The organism is Teichococcus deserti, from assembly GCF_001982615.1.
Classification (GTDB): Bacteria; Pseudomonadota; Alphaproteobacteria; order Acetobacterales; family Acetobacteraceae; genus Pseudoroseomonas; species Pseudoroseomonas deserti.
Genome location: NZ_MLCO01000234.1, coordinates 1 through 18,894, shown reverse-complemented (window position 1 = coordinate 18,894; position 18,894 = coordinate 1). Strand labels below are relative to the sequence as shown.

The 18,894-nt window shown below is 70.5% G+C and carries 14 protein-coding genes and 1 pseudogene; 8 read left to right on the top strand and 7 right to left on the bottom strand.

The genetic code is table 11. The annotated features are described in order from the left end of the window. The 3 genes and pseudogenes from BKE38_RS30545 to BKE38_RS21690 form a co-directional block, all read right to left on the bottom strand. Window positions 1-487, bottom strand: a pseudogene (locus tag BKE38_RS30545) (hydroxymethylbilane synthase); the annotation flags it as partial. Between the two features lie 66 nt (window positions 488-553). Continuing rightward, the gene (locus tag BKE38_RS21695; protein WP_076959326.1) at window positions 554-2,044 is read right to left on the bottom strand and encodes a catalase; all 1,491 of its coding nucleotides are present in this window, start codon (window positions 2,042-2,044) and stop codon (window positions 554-556) included. A 147-nt stretch (window positions 2,045-2,191) separates the two neighbouring features. Continuing rightward, window positions 2,192-4,099: a M10 family metallopeptidase C-terminal domain-containing protein gene (locus tag BKE38_RS21690; RefSeq protein WP_076959325.1), complete on the bottom strand. Its 1,908-nt coding sequence runs from the start codon at window positions 4,097-4,099 to the stop codon at window positions 2,192-2,194. Window positions 4,100-4,347: 248 nt separating this feature from the next. Between BKE38_RS21690 and BKE38_RS21685 the strand changes: the two genes are divergently transcribed. Together BKE38_RS21685 and BKE38_RS21680 are read left to right on the top strand one after the other, a co-directional pair. Beyond that, window positions 4,348-5,604: a M20/M25/M40 family metallo-hydrolase gene (locus BKE38_RS21685; RefSeq protein WP_076959324.1), complete on the top strand. Its 1,257-nt coding sequence runs from the start codon at window positions 4,348-4,350 to the stop codon at window positions 5,602-5,604. Next, the gene (locus tag BKE38_RS21680; RefSeq protein WP_083747752.1) at window positions 5,604-6,338 is read left to right on the top strand and encodes a TSUP family transporter; all 735 of its coding nucleotides are present in this window, start codon (window positions 5,604-5,606) and stop codon (window positions 6,336-6,338) included. Before BKE38_RS21685 ends, BKE38_RS21680 begins: the two co-directional genes overlap by 1 nt. 3 nt (window positions 6,339-6,341) lie before the next feature. Here BKE38_RS21680 and BKE38_RS21675 read toward each other — a convergent pair whose 3' ends face one another. Further along, window positions 6,342-8,669, bottom strand: coding sequence for an Orn/Lys/Arg family decarboxylase (locus BKE38_RS21675; RefSeq protein WP_076959323.1), 2,328 nt, complete (start codon window positions 8,667-8,669; stop codon window positions 6,342-6,344). A gap of 107 nt (window positions 8,670-8,776) precedes the next feature. Between BKE38_RS21675 and BKE38_RS21670 the strand changes: the two genes are divergently transcribed. The 5 genes from BKE38_RS21670 to BKE38_RS21650 all read left to right on the top strand — a co-directional run bounded on the left by BKE38_RS21670 (window position 8,777) and on the right by BKE38_RS21650 (window position 14,419). Further along, complete coding sequence (locus tag BKE38_RS21670; RefSeq protein ID WP_076959322.1) at window positions 8,777-9,706, top strand: LysR substrate-binding domain-containing protein; 930 nt, start codon at window positions 8,777-8,779, stop codon at window positions 9,704-9,706. 55 nt (window positions 9,707-9,761) lie between these two features. Next, window positions 9,762-10,010: an acyl carrier protein gene (locus tag BKE38_RS21665; protein WP_076959321.1), complete on the top strand. Its 249-nt coding sequence runs from the start codon at window positions 9,762-9,764 to the stop codon at window positions 10,008-10,010. An 82-nt stretch (window positions 10,011-10,092) separates the two neighbouring features. Next, window positions 10,093-11,136 (top strand): ABC transporter substrate-binding protein, encoded by a 1,044-nt coding sequence (locus tag BKE38_RS21660; RefSeq protein ID WP_083747751.1) that lies wholly within the window; start codon window positions 10,093-10,095, stop codon window positions 11,134-11,136. Window positions 11,137-11,147: 11 nt separating this feature from the next. Continuing rightward, window positions 11,148-13,361, top strand: coding sequence for an ABC transporter permease (locus BKE38_RS21655; protein ID WP_106409277.1), 2,214 nt, complete (start codon window positions 11,148-11,150; stop codon window positions 13,359-13,361). Continuing rightward, window positions 13,358-14,419, top strand: coding sequence for an ABC transporter ATP-binding protein (locus BKE38_RS21650; RefSeq protein WP_076959319.1), 1,062 nt, complete (start codon window positions 13,358-13,360; stop codon window positions 14,417-14,419). Before BKE38_RS21655 ends, BKE38_RS21650 begins: the two co-directional genes overlap by 4 nt. A gap of 11 nt (window positions 14,420-14,430) precedes the next feature. Here the strand turns inward: BKE38_RS21650 and BKE38_RS21645 are convergent, their stop codons facing one another. Beyond that, window positions 14,431-15,042, bottom strand: coding sequence for a cysteine hydrolase family protein (locus BKE38_RS21645; RefSeq protein ID WP_076959328.1), 612 nt, complete (start codon window positions 15,040-15,042; stop codon window positions 14,431-14,433). Window positions 15,043-15,085: 43 nt separating this feature from the next. Continuing rightward, window positions 15,086-17,128, bottom strand: coding sequence for an NAD(+) synthase (locus BKE38_RS21640; protein WP_076959318.1), 2,043 nt, complete (start codon window positions 17,126-17,128; stop codon window positions 15,086-15,088). A gap of 127 nt (window positions 17,129-17,255) precedes the next feature. Here BKE38_RS21640 and BKE38_RS21635 point away from each other — a divergent pair, with 127 nt between their 5' ends. Next, window positions 17,256-18,164, top strand: a complete 909-nt coding sequence (locus BKE38_RS21635; RefSeq protein ID WP_076959317.1) for a hypothetical protein — start codon at window positions 17,256-17,258, stop codon at window positions 18,162-18,164. A 6-nt stretch (window positions 18,165-18,170) separates the two neighbouring features. On the opposite strand, the gene BKE38_RS21630 is transcribed toward BKE38_RS21635, so the two are convergent. After that, the coding region (locus BKE38_RS21630; protein WP_076959316.1) for a class I SAM-dependent methyltransferase at window positions 18,171-18,894 on the bottom strand (724 nt) is incomplete at its 5' end.

The window sequence follows — 18,894 nt, the reverse complement described above, 5'->3', positions numbered from 1 at the left end:
GCACATTCCCCCGCAGCAGGCCGCAGCGCAGGTCGGGCCGGGCATGGCGCAGCTGCGCCATCCGCCGGGCCGAGGCGGTGCCGACCCGCGCGCCGACCGGCAGGGTGGGGAAGGGCAGGGCGTGTTCTTCCGGCGGGGTGCCGGGAGCCAGGATCAGGGCGTCCCGGGGATCCTACCGCGGCAGATGGGCGGCGATGACCAGGCCCGAGGGCAGCTCGGTCTCCAGGTCCTTCAGGCTGTGGACGGCAAAGTCCACACGGCCGTCGAGCAGCGCCTCATGGATCTCCTTGGCGAAAAGTCCCTTGCCGCCGAGGGCTGCCAGCGAGCGCCGCGGCTCGGCATCGCCGCTGGTGGCGAGCGGGACCGCCGCGCCGGGCAGGCCCAGCGCCTGCAGCACCAGCCGGGTCTGGGCCAGCGCCAGCGGCGAGGCGCGGGTGCCGGCGCGGAGGGGGAAGGCCAGCGGGGCCGGCTGCAGGGCGGCGGACATGGGGGCGGCTCCGGCAAGAGGACCCGCCCCGGCGAGGCAAGGCCGGGGCGGGAACTGAAAAAAAAGCTATTCGGCGGCCTGGCTGGTGGTGGGGGCCGAGCCGCTCTCGCCATGGATTTCCGCGATCGCCGCGGCGACGCCGGCGCCATAGGCCGGGTCGGCCTTGGAGAAATGCGCCAGCTGGCGGTCGATGATGGCGCGCGGCACGCCCTGCATGGCGCCGGCGATGTTGCGGAACAGCCGCTGCTGCTGCGCGGGGTCCATCAGGCGGAACAGGTTGCCAGGCTGGGTGTGGTCGTCATTGCCGGCGCGGTGGTCGTGATGGTCGGCATCGCCCGCGATGCGCAGCGGCGGCTCCTTGGCGGAGGGCGCCTCGACCGGGCCGTCGAAGGAGTTCGGCTCGTAATAGGCGTCGTGGCCCACCGGCGCGTCGAAGCGCATGGCGCCGTCGGCATGGTAGTGGTGCACCGGGCAGCGCGGGCGGTTGACCGGCAGCGCCTCGTAATGCGTGCCGACGCGGTAGCGATGCGCATCGGCATAGGCGAAGAGCCGGCCCTGCAGCACCTTGTCGGGCGAGAAGCCGATGCCGGGGACGATGTTGGAGGGCGAGAAGGAGGCCTGCTCGATCTCGGCGAAGTAGTGGCGGGCGTTGCGGTTCAGCTCCAGCAGGCCGACCTCGATCAGCGGGTAGTCGGCATGCGGCCAGACTTTCGTGAGATCGAAGGGATTGTAGGCGGTCTTGTCGGCGTCGAGCTCCGGCATCACCTGGACGCAGACGCGCCAGCGCGGGAAGTCGCCCTGCTCGATCGCGTCATAGAGGTCGCGCTGGGCGCTTTCGCGGTCGGTCGCGATGACGGCGTTCGCCTCGTCGTTGGTCCAGGTGCGGATGCCCTGCAGCGACTTGAAGTGGAACTTCACCCAGAAGCGCTCGTTGGCGGCGTTGATCAGCGAATAGGTGTGGCTGCCATAGCCATGCATGTGGCGGTAGCCCTGCGGCAGGCCGCGGTCGCTGAACAGGATGGTCACCTGGTGCAGGCTCTCGGGCGAGAGCGACCAGAAGTCCCACATCGCCGTGGGCGAGCGCAGGTTGGTCGCCGGATGGCGCTTCTGTGTGCGGATGAAGTCGGGAAACTTCATCGGGTCGCGGATGAAGAAGACCGGCGTGTTGTTGCCGACCAGGTCCCAGTTGCCTTCCTCGGTGTAGAATTTCAGGGCGAAGCCGCGCACGTCGCGCTCGGCATCCGCCGCGCCCCGCTCGCCGGCGACGGTGGAGAAGCGCAGCAGCGTCTCGGTCACCGCGCCAGGGCGGAACAGCGCGGCCCTGGTGAAGCGGGTGATGTCCTGGGTCACCGTCAGCGTGCCATAGGCGCCGGAGCCCTTGGCATGGACCACGCGCTCGGGGATGCGCTCGCGGTTCTGGTGCGCCAGCTTCTCGATCAGCCGGTAGTCCTGCATCAGCAGCGGCCCGCGCGGCCCGGCGGAGAGGCTGTTCTGGTTGTCGGGGACGGGGGCGCCGGCGGTGGTGGTCAGGACGGGGCGGCGGGCGGTGTCGGACATCGGTCGGGCTCCTGCTGCAGGTAAAGCCTGACTAGCAGCCGCCGATGGATCGGATAAATCGATCTTCTTTTTGATTGTGATAGGGTAGACCTATCGAGCGAACGGCCGGCGCGGCCGGGCCGGGGCCCCGCCGCGCCGGCGCCGCGGTCAGGCCAGGGCGAAGGCGTCGCGCCCCTCATGGATGCCCTGGGTCAGGAAATGCTGCAGCGGGTTGATCCCGGCGGCGGCGACATCGGCATTGGCCGCCAGGTAGCGCGCCGTGTCGAAGTCCGGCCCGGCGGCGCGCCCCTCCAGCCAGCCCCAGCGCATGTAGTGGGCGAGCGGGTCGAGGCCGGCCTGCGCCACATCGGCATTGGCCTGCCGGTAGGCGGTGCTGTCGAACCAGCCATTCGGATTGCGCCCTTCCGCCGCGCCGTAGTCCTTCCAGTGCTGCGCCGCCGGCATGCCGGCGGCGGCGACATCCGGGTTGGCCAGCAGGTAGTAGGTGGCGTCGAAGCCCTCCGCGATGGCGCTGCCGACGGCGTCGAAGATCGCGCGTCCCTCGGCCAGGCCATGCGCCAGGAAGTGCTCCAGCGGGTTGACGCCGGCAGCCTTCACGTCGGCGTTGCGCTCCAGATAGACCCGGCTGTCGAAGCTGGCCGAGGCGGCGCGGCCTTCCTGCCAGCCATGCGCCGCGTAATGGTCCAGCGGATTGATCCCGGCGGCGGCCAGGTCGGCATTGGCGGCCAGGTAGCCGCGGGTGGAGAAGAAGGCATTGGGGTCGCGGCCCTCGCGCCAGCCATGCGCGGCGTAATGCGCATTGGCATCGATGCGCGCCGCCCAGACGTCGCGATTGGCCAGGGCATAGGTCAGGTCGTCGACCAGGGCATTGCCGTCGTCCAGCGCGATGCTGCCGTCGGCGAAGGCGAAGACCTCGATGCCGCGCAGCACGTCGCGGCCCTCGGCGCCGGACAGGACATGGCCGCCCTCGGCCACCTGCCATTCGCCGCCCTGCTCGGCCAGGGTCACGCCGAAGACCGCGGTGTCGCGGCCGGCGCCGCCCTCGATCACGTCGTCGCCCAGGCCGCCCGCCAGGCGGTTGTCGGCCGCATTGCCGCGCAGCAGGTCGTCGCCGGCGCCGCTGCTGGCATTCTCGATCACCACGCCATGCGCGACGGTGACGCCGCCATGCACGCCGTCGACATAGGAGACCCAGCCGGCGCCGCCCACCTCCCAGCGGAGCGTGGCGGCATTCAGGTCGATCACCGCGTCGCGCGCGCCGCCGTAGCGGATGGTGTCGCTGCCGCCGGCATCCCAGATGGCGCTGTAGCCGGTGCCGGTGGTGTCCTCGTCGGCGAGCTCATAGACATCGTCGCCGGTCGCCCATTGCATGTTGGCGCCGTACTTCGCCTGCAGCACGGCGATGTCGAAGGCCATCGGCGTCTTGCCGAGGCCGTAGTCATCGGTGTCCAGCACGCCGTTCGGCCCGGTGGGCCAGCCGCGGACGTAGGACATCATGGTCCAGACGCTCTGGTTCAGATCGTATTCGCCGTAGCCACGCTCGCCCTTGCTGTCGACGACGCCGGGGAAGATCGGCGAATCGCCGTTCAGCCCGGTGTCATGCGGGTGCGACAGGCCAAGCCCGTGGCCGAATTCATGGATCAGCGTCTGGAAGGCGTCGCCGCCCTGCTCCAGCGCACCGCCGGCCTCGCGCGACCAGGTGACGCCGCCGACATTGAAACGGGCGATGGCCGGCTCTGCCTTGCCCAGCGGCTCGCAGGAGCCCAGCAGGCTTGCATCCTGCATGTCCATCAGGCTGAGCACCAGCATCGGTGAGGCCTCGGGCTCGCCTTCCTCATCGAAGGCCACCTCGCCGAAGCGCAGGTTGGTGATCTGGGAGAAGGTGTCGAGGGCGGCGCGAACCTGCGCCTTCTCATACTCGTTCCAGCCGACGGTCAGCACCTCCTCCTTCTCCGGCAGCATCGCCTCGCCTTCGGGGGCGAAGAAATAGGTGATCCAGGGGCCGGGCGCCTTGATGCCCCAGTCGAGGCCGGCAAGGGGGTCGAACATGGTCATCGGCAGTCCTTCGCGGGTGTCGCGGGAATCAAGCTGGTGAGGAACCAATCCCAGGAGGAGCGAAAGGCGAACCCTGCAACCCTGACGTGAAACTTGTGGGCGGGGGATGGCGGCGCGGCAATACGGTAATGCGAATGACGCAACGACTTTGCGCCCGGCGTGTCGGGCGTGTCACAGCGGCGGGCCGGCTTGCCAGCCGCGGCGACTGGTGCCACCCCAGGGGGAAACGCCATCCGAGGGGACGGGCCTTGGCCACCACTTCCGCGCTGCGCGCCGCGATCAACGCGCGCATCGATGCCGACCGCGACCAGCTCATCGCGACGCTGCAGCAGTTCCTGCGCATCCGCAGCGTCAATCCGCCGGGGGATACCCGCGAGGCCGCCGCTTTCGTCCGCGGCATCCTGGACCGGCATGGCGTGCCGCACCGCACCCTGGCGGCGGTGGATGAGATGCCGAACGTCGTCGGCCGCTGGGAGGGCGGGCGCCCGGGCCGGCACCTGGTGCTGAACGGCCATATGGACGTCTTCCCGGTGCAGAACGAGGCGCTGTGGGAGGCCCCGATCCGCGACGGGCTGCTCTATGGCCGCGGCGCCTCGGACATGAAGACCGGGACGCTCGCCGGCATCATGGCCTACTGCTACCTGCATGCGCATCGGGCCGAGCTCGCTGGCGCGCTGTCGCTGACGGTGGTCTCGGACGAGCAGTCGGGCGGGCGCTACGGCACCCGCTTCCTGTTCGAGCAGCATCCGGAGGTGGTCGAGGCGGATTGCTGCCTGAACGGCGAGCCCAGCGCGCTGGGCAATATCCGCTTCATGGAGAAGGGGACGCTGCGCTTCTCGCTGTCCTCGACGGGGATCGGCGGCCATGGCGGCTATCCGCACCAGGCGCCGAACCCGATCGAGCGGATCGTCAGGCTGACCCACGCCATCTATGAGCGCTTCCATCTGAAGCTGGGCGAGATGGACCCGGCGATCGACGCGCTGCTGACGGCGCCGGCGACGGTGGCCGCCGCCGACCGCCTGCTGGGCAAGGGTGCTGCCGAGACGGCGCGGCGCATCACCGTCAATATCGGCATCATCCAGGGCGGGCAGAAGGCGACGCAGATCCCGACCGCCTGCAGCGCCCATCTCGACATCCGGCTGCCCTACGGCACCGACCGCGACGCCGTCCGCGCCGAGCTGGAAGCCATGGCGGAGGCCGGCCACTGCTCGATGGTCGTCAACGAGGACCATTCCTACCCCGCCAGCATGACCGACCCGGATTGCGAGATGGCGCGGATCCTGCGGCGCAACACCCGCGGCCTGCTCAGCCTGGACGGTCCGCCGGTCTGCAGCCTGGGGGGGACGGATGCGCGCTACTGGCGCTGGCGCGGCATCCCGGCGGTGATCTGCGGCCCGTCCAACCTCAGCATGGGCACCGACCAGGAGCATGTCGCGGTGGAAGAAGCCATCGCAGTGATCCGGCTGCAGGCGCTCTGCGCCGCCGACTACCTGTCTGTCGCGTGATGGAGCATTTCGGCGCGGGCGTGCTGGCGCTGATGGGATCGGCGGTGCTGGTCGGCGCCGCGACGCAGCGGCTGACCGGCATCGGCTTCTCGCTGGTGGCGGCGCCGCTGCTGGTGCTGGCGACAGGGCCGCATCTCGGCGTGCTGCTGGCCAATGCCCTGGCCTTCTGCACCAACCTGCTGCTGCTGGCCCAGGTCTGGCGCGACGTGCAGATCAAGCGCGTGGCGCTGCTCGCGGTCCCGGCGCTGCTGGCCTTTCCGCTCGGCCTGTGGACGGCGTCAGCGGTGCCGGCGCCGGCACTGATGGTCGGCATCGGCGCCCTGTCGGTCGCGGCGCTGCTGGCGGTGCAGCATGCGCGCAGGCTCGGCATCTTCCATGGCTGGGGCGGCGCGGTGGGGGCGGGGGCGGTCAGCGGCTTCATGACGGTCACCGCCGGCATCGGCGGGCCGGCGGTGACCATCTATGCGCTCGGCAGCGGCTGGGGGCACCGCGCCTTCGTCGGCTCCATCCAGCTCTATTTCGCCATCGTCAATGGCGGCTCGGTGCTGGCCAAGGGCCTGCCGCCGGTCGGTCTGCTGGAGGCGGGGGCGCTCTTCGCCGCGCTCGGCGCCGGCCTGCTGCTCGGCCAGCGCCTGGCGCCGCATGTGGCCCCCGAGCGCGGCCGCCAGGCGGCGCTGGCGCTGGCCATCGCCGGATCGCTGGCGACCGTGGTCAAGGGGCTGACGGGGGGGTGAGCCCTATTCCCGCACCACATAGGTGTGGAAGCGGATGCGGCCCTCCGCATCGGTCTCGCGGTACAGCCCCTGCACCTCGCTCTCGAAGCCGGGGAAGCGGTTGCAGGCGGCCTCGAAGGCCTTCAGGTAGTCGACCATCGGCTGGGCGCGGTTGCCCAGGCGCTCGCCGGGGATGATGGTGGCGATGCCGGGCGGATAGACCAGCCAGAGGGTGGCGGCGATGCGCCCCGCCGTCTGCTCCAGCGGCACGTAGTCGACCTTGTTCTTGACCAGGGCGCGCACCGCCTCGTTCGGCGCCATCGCCATGTCCGGGAAATGCGTCTCCGAGAACTGCGCGGACTGAAGGCGGCTGATCCCGGCGCTCCTGTAGAAAGAATGCATCTCGGCGCAGAGGTCGCGCAGGCGCGCGCGGCCGTAGCGGGCGGGGCGGCGGGCGACGAAGTTCGGGATCACCTCGTCCAGCGGCGCATTCATGTCGTGCAGCTTCTTGAAGGTGATCAGGTGGGCCAGCAGGGTGCCGGCCTTGCTGCTCTCGACGCCCGGCGTCAGCAGGAACAGCAGGGAATTGAGGTCGTTCTTCTCCGGCACGATGCGGTTCTGCCGCAGGTATTCGGCGACGACGGGGGCGGGGATGCCGTGGTCGTCATAATCGCCGTCGCGGAAGCCCGGGGTCAGCAGGGTCAGCTTGTTCGGGTCGGTGATGGCCCAGCCATCCGGGTTCCCGCCGAAGCCGTGCCATTCGGCGGCCGGCGTCAGCGACCAATGCGCCGGGTCGCTGGCGAGCGCGTCGGTCGGCGCCTCCTCCCACGGCGTCTCACGGCCGTCGACGGTCGCCGTCTTCGGCACGAAGGGCTCGAAGAACCAGCGGCGCGCCGGGTCGGGGTCGGCGGCGAAGTCGCGCGCGGTCAGGCGCAGCTTCTTGCGCAGCTCGATGCCGAGGCGGACGGTGTCGTCCCACAGCACCGTGCCCGAGCGCCCCTTCATCATCTGCGCGCCGACGTCCAGCGAGGCGAAGAGCGGATAGAAGGGGCTGGTCGAGGCGTGCAGCAGAAACATCTCGTTGAAGCGGCGGTGCTCGACACGCCGGCGCTGCTCGCCGAGATGGCTGTCCTTCACGTGGATCTGCGAGGCCTGGGAGAAGCTGGCCAGCTGCTTGTGGGTGCTCTGGGTGACGATGATGCCGGGGCTGTCGAGGCCGAGCTTTTCCAGCCCCATGCCGAAGCGGCCGCGGAACAGCGGGTGGAACTTCATGAAGCCCGCCCAGGCCTCGTCGAAAAGAATATAGTCGCAGAGATGGCCGATGCGGGCGATGATCGCCTCGGCCGAATGGATGGTGCCGTCATAGGTGCATTGCTCGACCACCGCGGCGCGGAAGGGGCGCGGGCGCTGCCAGGCCTCCGGGTCTTTCACCAACGGGTTGTCGCGGATCGCCTGCCGCAGGCGGTCCTCGTCCAGGGCATCGGCCGACATGGGGCCGATCAACCCGTGGGCGTTGCGGCGGGTCTCGACGAAGATCGGCGTCGCCTCGCCCAGGAACAGCGCGCCGTGATGCGCCGCCTTGTGGTTGTTGCGGTCGAACAGCACCAGGTCGCCCTCGGCCAGCAGCGCCTGCAGCGCGATCTTGTTCGAGGTCGAGGTGCCGTTGAGCACGAAGTAGGTGCGCTCGGCGCCAAAGATTTCCGCGGCTTCCTGCTGCGCCTTCAGCGCCGGCCCCTCATGCGTCAGCAGGTCGCCCATCTCCAGCACCGAATTGTCCAGGTCGTCGCGGAAGACGGCCTGGCCCAGATGCTCGACGAAAATGCGGCCGATCGGGCTGCGCGCGTAGAAATTGCCGCCATTGTGGCCGGGGCAGGTCCAGAGCTGGTTGCCCTGCTCGGCATAGTCGACCAGGGCGCCGAAGAAGGGCGTCTTCAGCGTCTCGGCGTACTGCCGCAGCTTGGAGACCAGGTTGCGGGCGATGAAGCCCGGCGTCTCCTCCGCCAGGAAGACGAAGCCGTCGACATCGTCCAGCACCTCGACGGGGATGTCTTCCAGGCGCTGGCGGCGGACGAGGAGGATGACCGGAACGTCCAGCCCGCGCTTGCGGACCAGCGAGATCAGCGCCGCCGAGCGGCCCTGCAGCCCCTTCTTGCCCCAGTCGACCACGATGCAGCCGATGGCGGCATCGGTGCGCACCACGAGCTCGGCATCGTCGTCGCGCCGGGCGCGGGTGACGGCATAGCCCATGCCCTCGATCTCGGCGAGGATCTGGTGCAGGCGCGCGCCCTCGAGATCGGCTTCGTCGAAGCCCGGGGCGCAGACGAGAAACTTGAAGCGGCGGCCATATTCCATGGCGCCGCCCTCTGCGGCAGGGCCGCGGCGGCGTCTATCGCAATCGCATGACATTGTCGTCAGGGGGCGGCGATGCCAGATTGCGCCGCGAGCAACGAAGGACCCGCATGGCCCCGCAGACCCTGGCCGGATTGTCGCTCCGCGACCTGGAATATGCCGTGGCCGTGGCCGAGCTGCGGCATTTCGGCCGCGCCGCCGAGCGCTGCGGCGTCAGCCAGCCGGCGCTGTCCGAGCAGATCCGCAAGCTGGAGGCGCTGCTGGGCGTCACCCTGTTCGAGCGCCAGGCGCGCCGCGTCGAGGTGACCGCTCAAGGGGCCGTGCTGCTGGCCCAGGCGCGGGCGGTGATGCGCGAGGCGCGCGGGCTGCTGGACCTGGCGCAGCAGCAGGCGGCGCCGCTGTCCGGGCCGCTGCGTCTGGGCGTCATCGCGACGCTCGGCCCCTACTACCTGCCGCGGGTGCTGCGCGACGTGCGGGCGCGCTTCCCCGAGCTGGTGCTGCGCCTGCAGGAAGGGCGCACCGCCGGGCTGGTGGCGGCGCTGGAAGCCGGCGAGCTGGACGCCGCGCTGATCGCCCTGCCGCCGCCGGCCGGCAACCTGGCCGCCGAGCCCCTGTTCTTCGAGCCTTTCCTTCTCGCCTGTCCGCCCGGGCATCCGCTGCTGGCGCGCCGACGGCTGACCCTGCAGGCGCTGCAGGGCGCCGAGGAGGCGGACCGGCTGCTGCTGCTGGAGGAGGGCCATTGCCTGCGCGACCAGGCGCTGTCGCTCTGCGCCCTGCCGCGCGGCGACCGCGAGGAACGCTTCGCCAGCAGCCTGGAGATGCTGCGCCACATGATCGCCGCCGGCGAAGGCTTTTCTCTGTTGCCTGCCCTTGCAGGCCAGGCGGGTGGGGGTGAGCTGGACGGGCTGGTCGCCACCCGGCCGCTGGACGAGGACGGCATCGGCCGGCAGATCGGCCTGGTCTGGCGCGGCACCGACCCGCGGCGGGACGATTTCTCCCAGCTCGCGGGCTTCCTGAAGGAGACGGCGCCGCTGCCGTAAAGCCTCTCTTAGCGGGCATCGCGGCATCCTGCCCCGCTGGCGGCGGAGGGACCCGATGATCGAGATCGAAAGGGTGGTGCGCGAGGTGCTGACCCGCTGCGCCGGCCTGCCCGCCGGCGACGGCGTGCTGCCGCTGGAGGGGGACCTTTTCGCCCATGGTCTGACCTCGCTGCGCGCCGTCGACATCATGGCCGCGCTGGAGGAGCGCTTCGATGTCGAGTTCCCCGACGAGGCGCTGAACCGCGAGACCTTCCGCTCGGTGGCGGCGCTGCGCGACACGCTGGTGGGGCTGGGGGCCGGGTAGGGGCCCATCCCGCCATTGCCAATGTGACAGTTTTATTTCATTTCTCCCTGGAGCCGCGCCACTGCCGGCCCTGGGGGAAACGATGCGCATCACCACCTTCCGCCGCGCGCTGGGCGCGACCGTCTTCGCCATGCTGGGCCTCGGCGCCCTGGCGGCACCCGCCGCCGCCCAGGGCAGCCTGAACCTCTATTGCTCGGCGCAGGTCGAGTGGTGCCAGGCCGCGGCCAATGCCTTCGCCAAGGAGACCGGCATCCGCGTCAGCATGTCGCAGAAGGGCAGCGGCGAGGTGCTGGCGCAGATCCGCGCCGAGGCGCAGAACCCGCGCGGCGACATCTGGTATGGCGGCACCGGCGACCCGCACCTCCAGGCGGCCGAGGACAACCTGACCGCCGAATACCGCTCGCCGATGCTCGACCAGCTCTATGACTGGGCGCAGAAGCAGGCGCGGGACTCCCAGTATCGCACCGTCGGCATCTATGCCGGCGCGCTGGGCTTCGGCTTCAACACCGAGCTGCTGGCGCGGCGCAACATCACGCCGCCGGCCTGCTGGCGCGACCTGCTGACGCCGCCCTTCCGCAACGAGATCCAGATGGCCAATCCGCAGTCCAGCGGCACGGCCTATGTGATGATCGCCACCATGGTGCAGGTGATGGGCGAGGAGGCGGCCTTCGACTACCTGAAGCAGCTGCACCGCAACATCAACGCCTATCCGCGCAGCGGCACGGCGCCGGTCAAGGCGGTGGCGCGCGGCGAGACCGGCGTCTCGATCTCCTTCGTGCATGACGTGGTGACCGAGCGGCTGGGCGGCTTCCCGGCGCAGTTCGCGCTGCCCTGCGAGGGCACCGGCTATGAGATCGGTTCGATGTCGATCATCCGCGGCAGCCGCAACGAGCGCAACGCGCGGCGCTTCTACGACTGGGCGCTGACGCCCGCCGCCCAGCAGATCGGCGCCGAGGCCAAGTCGTTCCAGACGCCCTCTAACCGCAGCACCCCCGTGCCGGCCGAGGCGCCGCAGATGAGCCAGATCCGACTGATCGACTATGACTTCGCCAAATACGGCACCAGCGCCGAGCGCCGCCGCCTGATCGAGCGCTGGGACCGCGAGGTCAACAGCCTGCCGCGCTGATCGCCCCCGCCATGCGCGCCGCCGGCATCGCCGGGGCTGCGGTCGCCCTGATCGCCGCCCTGTTCTTCCCGTGGTACCTCGCCCAGGACGGGGTGCTGACCGCGCTCCGGGAGATCCCCGGCTGGTGGCGGGAGGCGGATTTCGCCCCCGCCGTGCTGCAGGCGTCGAGCCAGGGCCGCTGGTGGCTCTGGCCGGCGGTGCTGGCGCCGCTGGCTGCGCTGATCGCCGGGGTCGCCCCGCTGCCGCGCCGCGCCCGGGCGACCGGCTTCCTGGTCGCCGGGGGCGCCGGGCTGGCGCTGCTGGTGGTCCAGGGGCTGGCCATTGGCGTCCAGGGCTGGGCCTGGCCGGGGCTTGAAAGCGTCTTTGGCGTCCTCGATGACCGGCAATACGGCATCGGCTGGGGCGGCAGCCTGGTGGCCATGGGGCTGGCGCTGACCGCCTCGGCGGGGCTGGCCGGGCGCGGCGCCTTCCGCGGCGACGCCTTCACCGCCGGCTGCGCGACGGCCATCGGCATCGGCGTGCTGCTTTTCACCTTCCTCCCCCTGGCCGCCCTGCTGGGCGACGCCTTCCGCGATGCCGGCGGCGCGCTCAGCCCGCTTGCGGCGGTGACGCGGCTGGCGGATGACCGGCTCTGGGGCCTGGGGTGCCTGGCTGGCGGCCCGCGCTGCGGCGTGGTCTGGAACACGCTGCTGGTGGCGACGCTGGTGGGCTTCGGCACCACCGTGCTGGGCCTGGCCTTCGCCCTGCTGGTCACCCGCGGGCGGCTCGGGGTGGCACTGGCAAAACCGCTGCGCTGGCTGACGGTGCTGCCGATCGTGACGCCGCCCTTCATCCTGGGCCTCGGGCTGATCCTGATCTTCGGGCGCTCGGGGGTGGTGTCGCAGCTGGCCGCCGACTGGTTCGGGCTGGAGCTGGGGCGCTGGATCTACGGCTTGCCGGGCATCCTGCTGGCGCAACTTTTTGCCTTCACGCCCATCGCCTTCCTGGTGCTGATCGGCGTGGTCGAGGGGCTGTCGCCCACGTTGGAGGAAGCAGCCTCCATGCTGCGCGCCTCGCCCGAAAAAATCTTCCGGACGGTGACGCTGCCGCTGCTGATGCCGGGGCTGGCCAATGCCTTCCTGCTCGGCTTCATCGAGAGCATCGCCGATTTCGGCAATGCCGTGGTGCTGGGCGGCAGCTTCAACGTGCTGGCCACGGAAATCTTCTTCGCGGTCGTCGGCGCCCAGGCAGATCCGGGGCGGGCGGCGACCCTGTCGCTGGTGCTGCTGCTGATCGCCTGCCTGGTCTTCGTCATCCAGCAGCGGCTGACCGGCGGGCGAAAATCCTTCGTCTCGATCGGCGGCAAGGGCGATGGCGGGCTGCCGCCGGCGCTTCCCCCCCGGCTGCGCAGGCTCTGCCTCGGCCTGGCGCTACCCTGGGCCGGGCTGACCATCGGCCTCTATGTGCTGGCGGTCAGCGGCGCCTTCGTCGAGATCTGGGGCCGCGACAACACGCCGACCTTGCGCCATCTGGCGAAGGCCTTCGACTTCGAATGGACCCAGGGGCTGCAGCTGACCGGCCTCGCCTGGAACAGCGTGCTGACGACGCTGGAACTGGCCGCCATCGCCGCCCCCATCACCGCGGGCTTCGGCATCCTGGCCGCCTGGCTGTTCAGCCGCGCCAAGTTCGCCGGGCGCGGGTTGCTGGAATTCGCCACGCTCCTGTCCTTCGCGGTGCCGGGCACGGTGATCGGCGTCGCCTATCTGCGCGCCTTCAACCTGCCGCCGCTGGAGCTCGCCGGGACCGGCGCCATCATCGTCGTCTGCTTCATTTTCCGGAACCTGCCCGTGGGGCTGCGTTCCGGCATGGCGGCGATGGCGCAGATCGACCGCTCGCTCGACGAGGCCTCCTCGACGCTGGGCGGCAATGGGCTGGACGCTTTCCGCCGGGTGCTGATGCCGCTGCTGCGGCCGGCGATCATCGCCGGGCTGACCTATGCCTTCGTCCGCGCCATGACGACGATCAGCGCGGTGATCTTCCTGGTCACCGCCGAGACCGAGCTGGCCACCGTCTTCATCGTCAACCGCGTCATCAACGGCGATTACGGCCTGGCCATCGCGGTCGCTGTGGTGCTGATCGTGCTGATGCTGGCCGTGCTGGGCCTGGCGCAGCTGGCCGTGGGGCGGCGCCGCATCGGCCGCCGCGCCGCCATCCCCCTCTCGACCGAGCCCGGAGCCGCCGCATGACCCGCGCCGCCGATATCCGCTTCGAGCATGTGGTCAAGCGCTTCGGCGCCGCGACCGCCGTGCGCGACGTTTCCTTCCATATCCCGGCCGGCGAGCTCTGCACGCTGCTCGGCCCCTCGGGCTGCGGCAAGACCACCATCCTGCGCATGGTGGCCGGGCTGGAATATCCGACCGAGGGCCGCGTGCTGATCGGCGGCCGCGACGTCTCCACCCTGCCGCCGGCCGAGCGCGACGTCTCCATGGTGTTCCAGTCCTATGCGCTGTTCCCGCATATGACGGTGCTGGAAAACGTCTCCTACGGGCTGGCGGTGTCGGGGAAGCCGAAGCGGGCGGCGGCGGAGGCGGCGCGGGCGGCGCTGGCCAGCGTTGGCCTCGCCGGCTTCGACGCGCGGCTGCCCTCGGAGCTGTCGGGCGGGCAGCAGCAGCGCGTGGCCGTCGCCCGCGCTTTGGTGCTGGAGCCCTCGGTGCTGCTGTTCGACGAGCCGCTCTCCAACCTCGATGCGCGTCTCCGCCGCCACATGCGGGAGGAGATCCGCGAGCTGCAGCAGCGGCTGGGCGTCACCGCGCTTTATGTCACGCATGACCAGAGCGAGGCGCTGGCGATCAGCGACCGCATCATCGTCATGAACAACGCGGTGATCGCGCAGGAGGGCACGCCTTCCAGCCTGTACCAGGCGCCGCGCTCGGCCTTCGTCGCCGGCTTCATCGGCGATGCCAACCGGCTGCCGGCGCGGCTGCGCCGGATCGATGCCGACCAGGCCGAGGTGACGCTGGGCCGCGCGGTGCTGCGGCTGCCGCATTACGGCCGCGCCGATGGCGATGTCGAGCTGGCGCTGCGCCCCGAGGCGGTGCGGCTGACCACCGAGGACGACCCCGAGGCCGCGCTCACCGGCAGCGTCGCCAAGGCCGCCTATCTGGGCGGCACCATGGAATACACCCTGGCGACTGAGGCGGGGGAGATCTTCGTCACCGCGCCCTCGGCGGCGGGGCAGCATGCGCCGGGGCAGCGCCTGGGCATCGCGCTGGCCGGGCACGGCATCGCGGTGCTGGCGGAGTAGCGAGGACTGCGTCAGCGCCAGGCGGCGAGGATCGTCTCGGCGGGCGCGGTCTCCACCTGCTGGCCGAAGCGGCGGGTATAGAGCTCCAGCAGCGCGTCGTGCGAGGCGTCGGAGGAGCTGCAGATCGCATCCACCGGCACCACCACACGGTAGCCGCGATCGACGGCGCCGAGCACGGCGGCGAGCACGCAGACATCGGTCTCGGCGCCGCTGATCACCAGGCTGTCGATGCCGCGCGCACGCAGCAGCGCGTCGAGCCCGGTGCCCTCCCAGGGCGAATAGACCTTCTTGTCGACCACGACGCCCGGCGGCACGAAGCGCTGCAGCGGCGCCACCAGCTCCACCGCCTCGGGCGGCAGCGCCTCCAGCGTCATCTCGCTCCAGCGCTCGTAGTAGCGGCGCCAGGTGCCCTGGCCTTCGCCGGGCCGCGCCACCGGCAGGAAGCGGGTGAAGATGCTGGCCTCGGGATGCGCCGCCGCCAGCTGCTCCACCACCGGCAGCACGCGCTTCAGCCAGGGCGTCTCCCAGGGCGAGCCGGTGTCGAACAGCTTCTGCATGTCGACGCAGAGATGCGCGCAGCTGGCGCCGAGCGGGCCGTGTCGCAAAGCTTCTTTGTCAGCCATCGAGAATTCCTCCGACATCGTTAACGACGTCGGAGGAACGGGGTTACTTCTCCGGCACGTTGCGGCGCAGCTCCTCGAGCCAGGCCGCGGCATTGCCGTCGGAAGGCGCGCGCCAGTCGCCGCGCGGCGACAGCGACCCGCCGGCCGAGACCTTCGGCCCGTTCGGCATGGCCGAGCGCTTGAACTGGGCGAAGCCGAAGAAGCGACCCAGGAAGACCTCCATCCAGCGGCGGATGGCCGGCAGGTCGTATTGGTTCCGCCGCCCCTCCGGGAAGCCGGTCGGCCAGTGGCCGCGCGCCGCGTCGCCCCAGGCCTGCAAAGCGAGATACGCGATCTTCGACGGGCGGAAGCCGTAGCGCAGCGTGTAGAACAGGGAGAAATCCTGCAGGGCATAGGGGCCGATCTTGGCCTCGGTGCTCTGCAGCCCGGCGTCGCCCTCGGCGCCCGCCGGGATCAGCTCGGGCGAGATCTCGGTGTTGAGGATGGCGTCGAGGATGCGGCCGACCTCGTCGCTGAACTGGCCGGAGCCGATCACCCAGCGGATCAGGTGCTGGATCAGCGTCTTCGGCACGCCGCCATTGACGTTGTAATGCGACATCTGGTCGCCGACGCCATAGGTGCACCAGCCCAGCGCCAGCTCGGACAGGTCGCCGGTGCCCAGCACCATGCCGCCATGCCGGTTGGCGGCGCGGAACAGGTAGTCGGTGCGCAGCCCCGCCTGCACGTTCTCGAAGGTCACGTCATAGACCGGCTCGCCATCGGCGAAGGGATGCTCGAGATCGGCCAGCATCTGCCGCGCCGCCGGGCGGATGTCGAGCTCCCGCGCGGTGACGCCGAGTGCGGCCATCAGCGCATGGGCATTGGTCTTCGTCCCCTCGCTGGTGCCGAAGCCCGGCATGGTGAAGGCCAGGATGTCCGTTCTCGGCCGTTTCATCAGGTCCATGGCATGGGCCGCCACGATCAGCGCCTGGGTGGAATCGAGGCCGCCCGAGACGCCGATGATGATCTTCCCGTTGCCCGTCGCCTGGACCCGCTGAACCAGGCCGGCGACCTGGATGTTGTAGGCCTCGTAGCAGTCCTGGTGCAGCCGGCCAGCGTCGGCGGGGACGAAGGGGAAGCGCTCGATCGGGCGACGGAAGCCGATATCCTCGGAAGGCGGCGCCAGGCTGAAGGAAACCCGGCGGAAGGGCGTCGCGAAGCTGCGGCGGTTGTCGTCGAAGGTGCCCTGGCGGGCGCGTTCCTGGCGCAGCAGGTCGAGGTCGATATCGGCCAGCACCAGCTGCGCGCCCGCGGGGAAGCGCTCGCTCTCGGCCAGCACCGCGCCGTTCTCGAAGATCGAGACCTGGCCGTCCCAGGCGAGGTCGGTGGTGCTCTCGCCGGCGCCGGCCGCGGCATAGAGATAGGCGGCCAGGCAGCGCGCCGATTGCGACTGGCAGAGCAGCCGCCGCGTCTCCGCCTTGCCCACGGTGATGTTGCTGGCGGACAGGTTGGCCAGCACCGTGGCGCCGGCGAGCGCCGCCACGGCGCTCGGCGGCACCGGCACCCAGAGGTCCTCGCAGATCTCGGCATGCAGCACGAAGCCGGGCAGGTCGCTGGCCGCGAAGATCAGGTCGGGGCCGAAGGGGGCGTCCTGGCCGGCCAGTCGGATCGCCTGCCCCTCGGTGCCGGCGCCGGAGGCAAAATGCCGCCGCTCGTAGAATTCGCGGTAGTTGGGCAGGAACTGCTTCGGCACGACGCCGAGGATGCGCCCGGCCTGCATCGCCACCGCGCAGTTGTAGACCCGGCCCTGGTGCTGCAGCGGTGCGCCGATCAGCAGCAGGGGGCGGAGGCCAGCGGTGTCGCGCGCCAGGCTTTCGAGCGCGGCCTCGACCGCCTCCAGCAGCGTGTCCTGCAGCAGCAGGTCGTCGATGGCATAGCCGGAGAGGCCGAGCTCCGGGAAGACGGCGGTGGCGGCGCCGGCGGCATGGGCTTCCCGCGCCGCCTCCAGGATGGCGGCGGCATTGGCCGCCGGATGGGCCGGCGAGATCCGGGTGGTGCAGGCCGCGACGCGGGCGAAGCCGTGGCGGTAGATCGACGAGAAGCTCATGCGCCTAGCATGGTGTCGTGGCCGCGCTTCGTCCAGCAGGGCGCGGCCTTGACGGGGGATTCAATCGGGGGTCGATATGACTTACCCGAAAGTTGATCGGGCCGTGCGTGACAAGGAGTGCGTGACGATGAGCGACCTGACCACCGTGAACAGATACGACCCCGTCACCGGCGAGCTCCGCTCCAGCTACGTGACCGACATGGATGAATGGGGCTTCGGTCGCATCTATTCGCGCACGACCTATGACGTGGACCAGGCGCATGCCTGGCGATCCTACACCATCAACACCGACTACTGGGGCGAAGGGACCTCCACGACCAGCAGCATCGTCGCGGTCATGGATGACGGTGGCACGATGACCACGGCCTATTCCTACTGGGGCGCCCTGGCGAACCACCCGACCCGCTTCCTGGAGAAATGGACCCGGACGGATGCGGAGGGCCACGTCGTGCTGGTCGTGGAGAACTGGGAAGAACGGACCGGCCGCTACGACACGAGCGACATCTCCAAGAAGATCAAGCTCTACGAACCCGGCAGCGCCGATCCCTACTACGTCGCCACCCAGTATTTCGACGGGCGGGACGAGTCCATCACCTCTGACAAGGGCAATGGCAACAAGGACTATGTCCTGAACACCTGGAGCGACGGGCGCCTCAAGGCCGAGGACTACAACCCGGAGACCGGCCTGCTCGACTACGTCATCACCCGCGACGACACCGGCTACCGCCTGGTGGAGGATTACGACGCGCAAGGCCGGCTGGCCTATGCCATCGAGACCCTGGCCGATGGCCGCCAGGTGGCGCGCGACCACGACCCCGCCACCGGCCTGCCGGACTATGTCATCACCGCCGACGCCCAGGGCGGCCAGCTGCTAGAGGATTACGACGCGGCCGGGCGGCTGGACTATGTGATCCAGCGCTGGGCCGATGGCCGCATGGTCGCGACCGATTACGACCTGACCGGCTCGCATCCCTGGGACGTCTATACCATCACCTACAACGCCGCCGGGCAGATCGAGAGCGCGATCGGCGTCTGAGCCGCGTCAGCCGCGCCGGGCTGACACCAGCAGCATCATCGGCCGGTCCATCTCGTCCCGCAGCGCCGGCTGGGCGGCGAGCTGGGCCGGCGTCGGCGCCCATTCGTCCAGCCCCGTCAGGGCGAAGCCGGCGGCGAGCAGGGCATTCACCGTGGTCGACAACCGGCGGTGCTGCTTGATCACGCCGGGGGCCAGCCAGTCGGTGCTGCGCGGGCCTTCCTCGGCATAGTGGTCGACCGGCCAGGCGCGGTCGCCGTCCTCCCGCGCCACCCAGCCGGGGCGGGTCGAGGCCATGTAGACCGGGTGCTCGATGGTGAAGACGAAGCGCCCGCCCGGCGCCAGGGCCTGGTGCACCATGCCCGCCAGCCGTGCGAAGTCGACCAGGTAGTGGAAGGCCAGCGCGCTATAGGCCAGCTCGAAGCGCGCGGGCGGCAGCGCCAGCGTCTCCAGATCGGCCTGGCGCCAGGCGATGCCGGGGTCATCGGTCAGGGCGCGGGCCCGCGCCAGCATGCGGTCCGACAGGTCGATGCCCAGCACCTCGGCGGCGCCCCGGGCCCGGGCCCAGCGGGCGAACCAGCCGAAGCCGCAGCCCAGATCGACCACCCGAGCCCCGGCCAGCGGCGGCAGCAGCGCCTGGATCGCGGGCCATTCCGGCGCCCCGTCCAGCCCGTGCCGCGAGCGCGCCAGCTGGCTGTAGCCGGCGAAAAAGCCGGCATCGTCATAGATGTTC

What these genes read in the sequence shown, in the direction of transcription:
- BKE38_RS21695 (WP_076959326.1), bottom strand. Translation starts at nt 2,044, where the DNA reads ATGTCCGACACCGCCCGCCGCCCCGTCCTGACCACCACCGCCGGCGCC.
- BKE38_RS21690 (WP_076959325.1), bottom strand. Translation starts at nt 4,099, where the DNA reads ATGACCATGTTCGACCCCCTTGCCGGCCTCGACTGGGGCATCAAGGCG.
- BKE38_RS21680 (WP_083747752.1), top strand. Translation starts at nt 5,604, where the DNA reads ATGGAGCATTTCGGCGCGGGCGTGCTGGCGCTGATGGGATCGGCGGTG.
- BKE38_RS21675 (WP_076959323.1), bottom strand. Translation starts at nt 8,669, where the DNA reads ATGGAATATGGCCGCCGCTTCAAGTTTCTCGTCTGCGCCCCGGGCTTC.
- BKE38_RS21670 (WP_076959322.1), top strand. Translation starts at nt 8,777, where the DNA reads ATGGCCCCGCAGACCCTGGCCGGATTGTCGCTCCGCGACCTGGAATAT.
- BKE38_RS21665 (WP_076959321.1), top strand. Translation starts at nt 9,762, where the DNA reads ATGATCGAGATCGAAAGGGTGGTGCGCGAGGTGCTGACCCGCTGCGCC.
- BKE38_RS21660 (WP_083747751.1), top strand. Translation starts at nt 10,093, where the DNA reads ATGCGCATCACCACCTTCCGCCGCGCGCTGGGCGCGACCGTCTTCGCC.
- BKE38_RS21655 (WP_106409277.1), top strand. Translation starts at nt 11,148, where the DNA reads ATGCGCGCCGCCGGCATCGCCGGGGCTGCGGTCGCCCTGATCGCCGCC.
- BKE38_RS21650 (WP_076959319.1), top strand. Translation starts at nt 13,358, where the DNA reads ATGACCCGCGCCGCCGATATCCGCTTCGAGCATGTGGTCAAGCGCTTC.
- BKE38_RS21645 (WP_076959328.1), bottom strand. Translation starts at nt 15,042, where the DNA reads ATGGCTGACAAAGAAGCTTTGCGACACGGCCCGCTCGGCGCCAGCTGC.
- BKE38_RS21640 (WP_076959318.1), bottom strand. Translation starts at nt 17,128, where the DNA reads ATGAGCTTCTCGTCGATCTACCGCCACGGCTTCGCCCGCGTCGCGGCC.
- BKE38_RS21635 (WP_076959317.1), top strand. Translation starts at nt 17,256, where the DNA reads ATGAGCGACCTGACCACCGTGAACAGATACGACCCCGTCACCGGCGAG.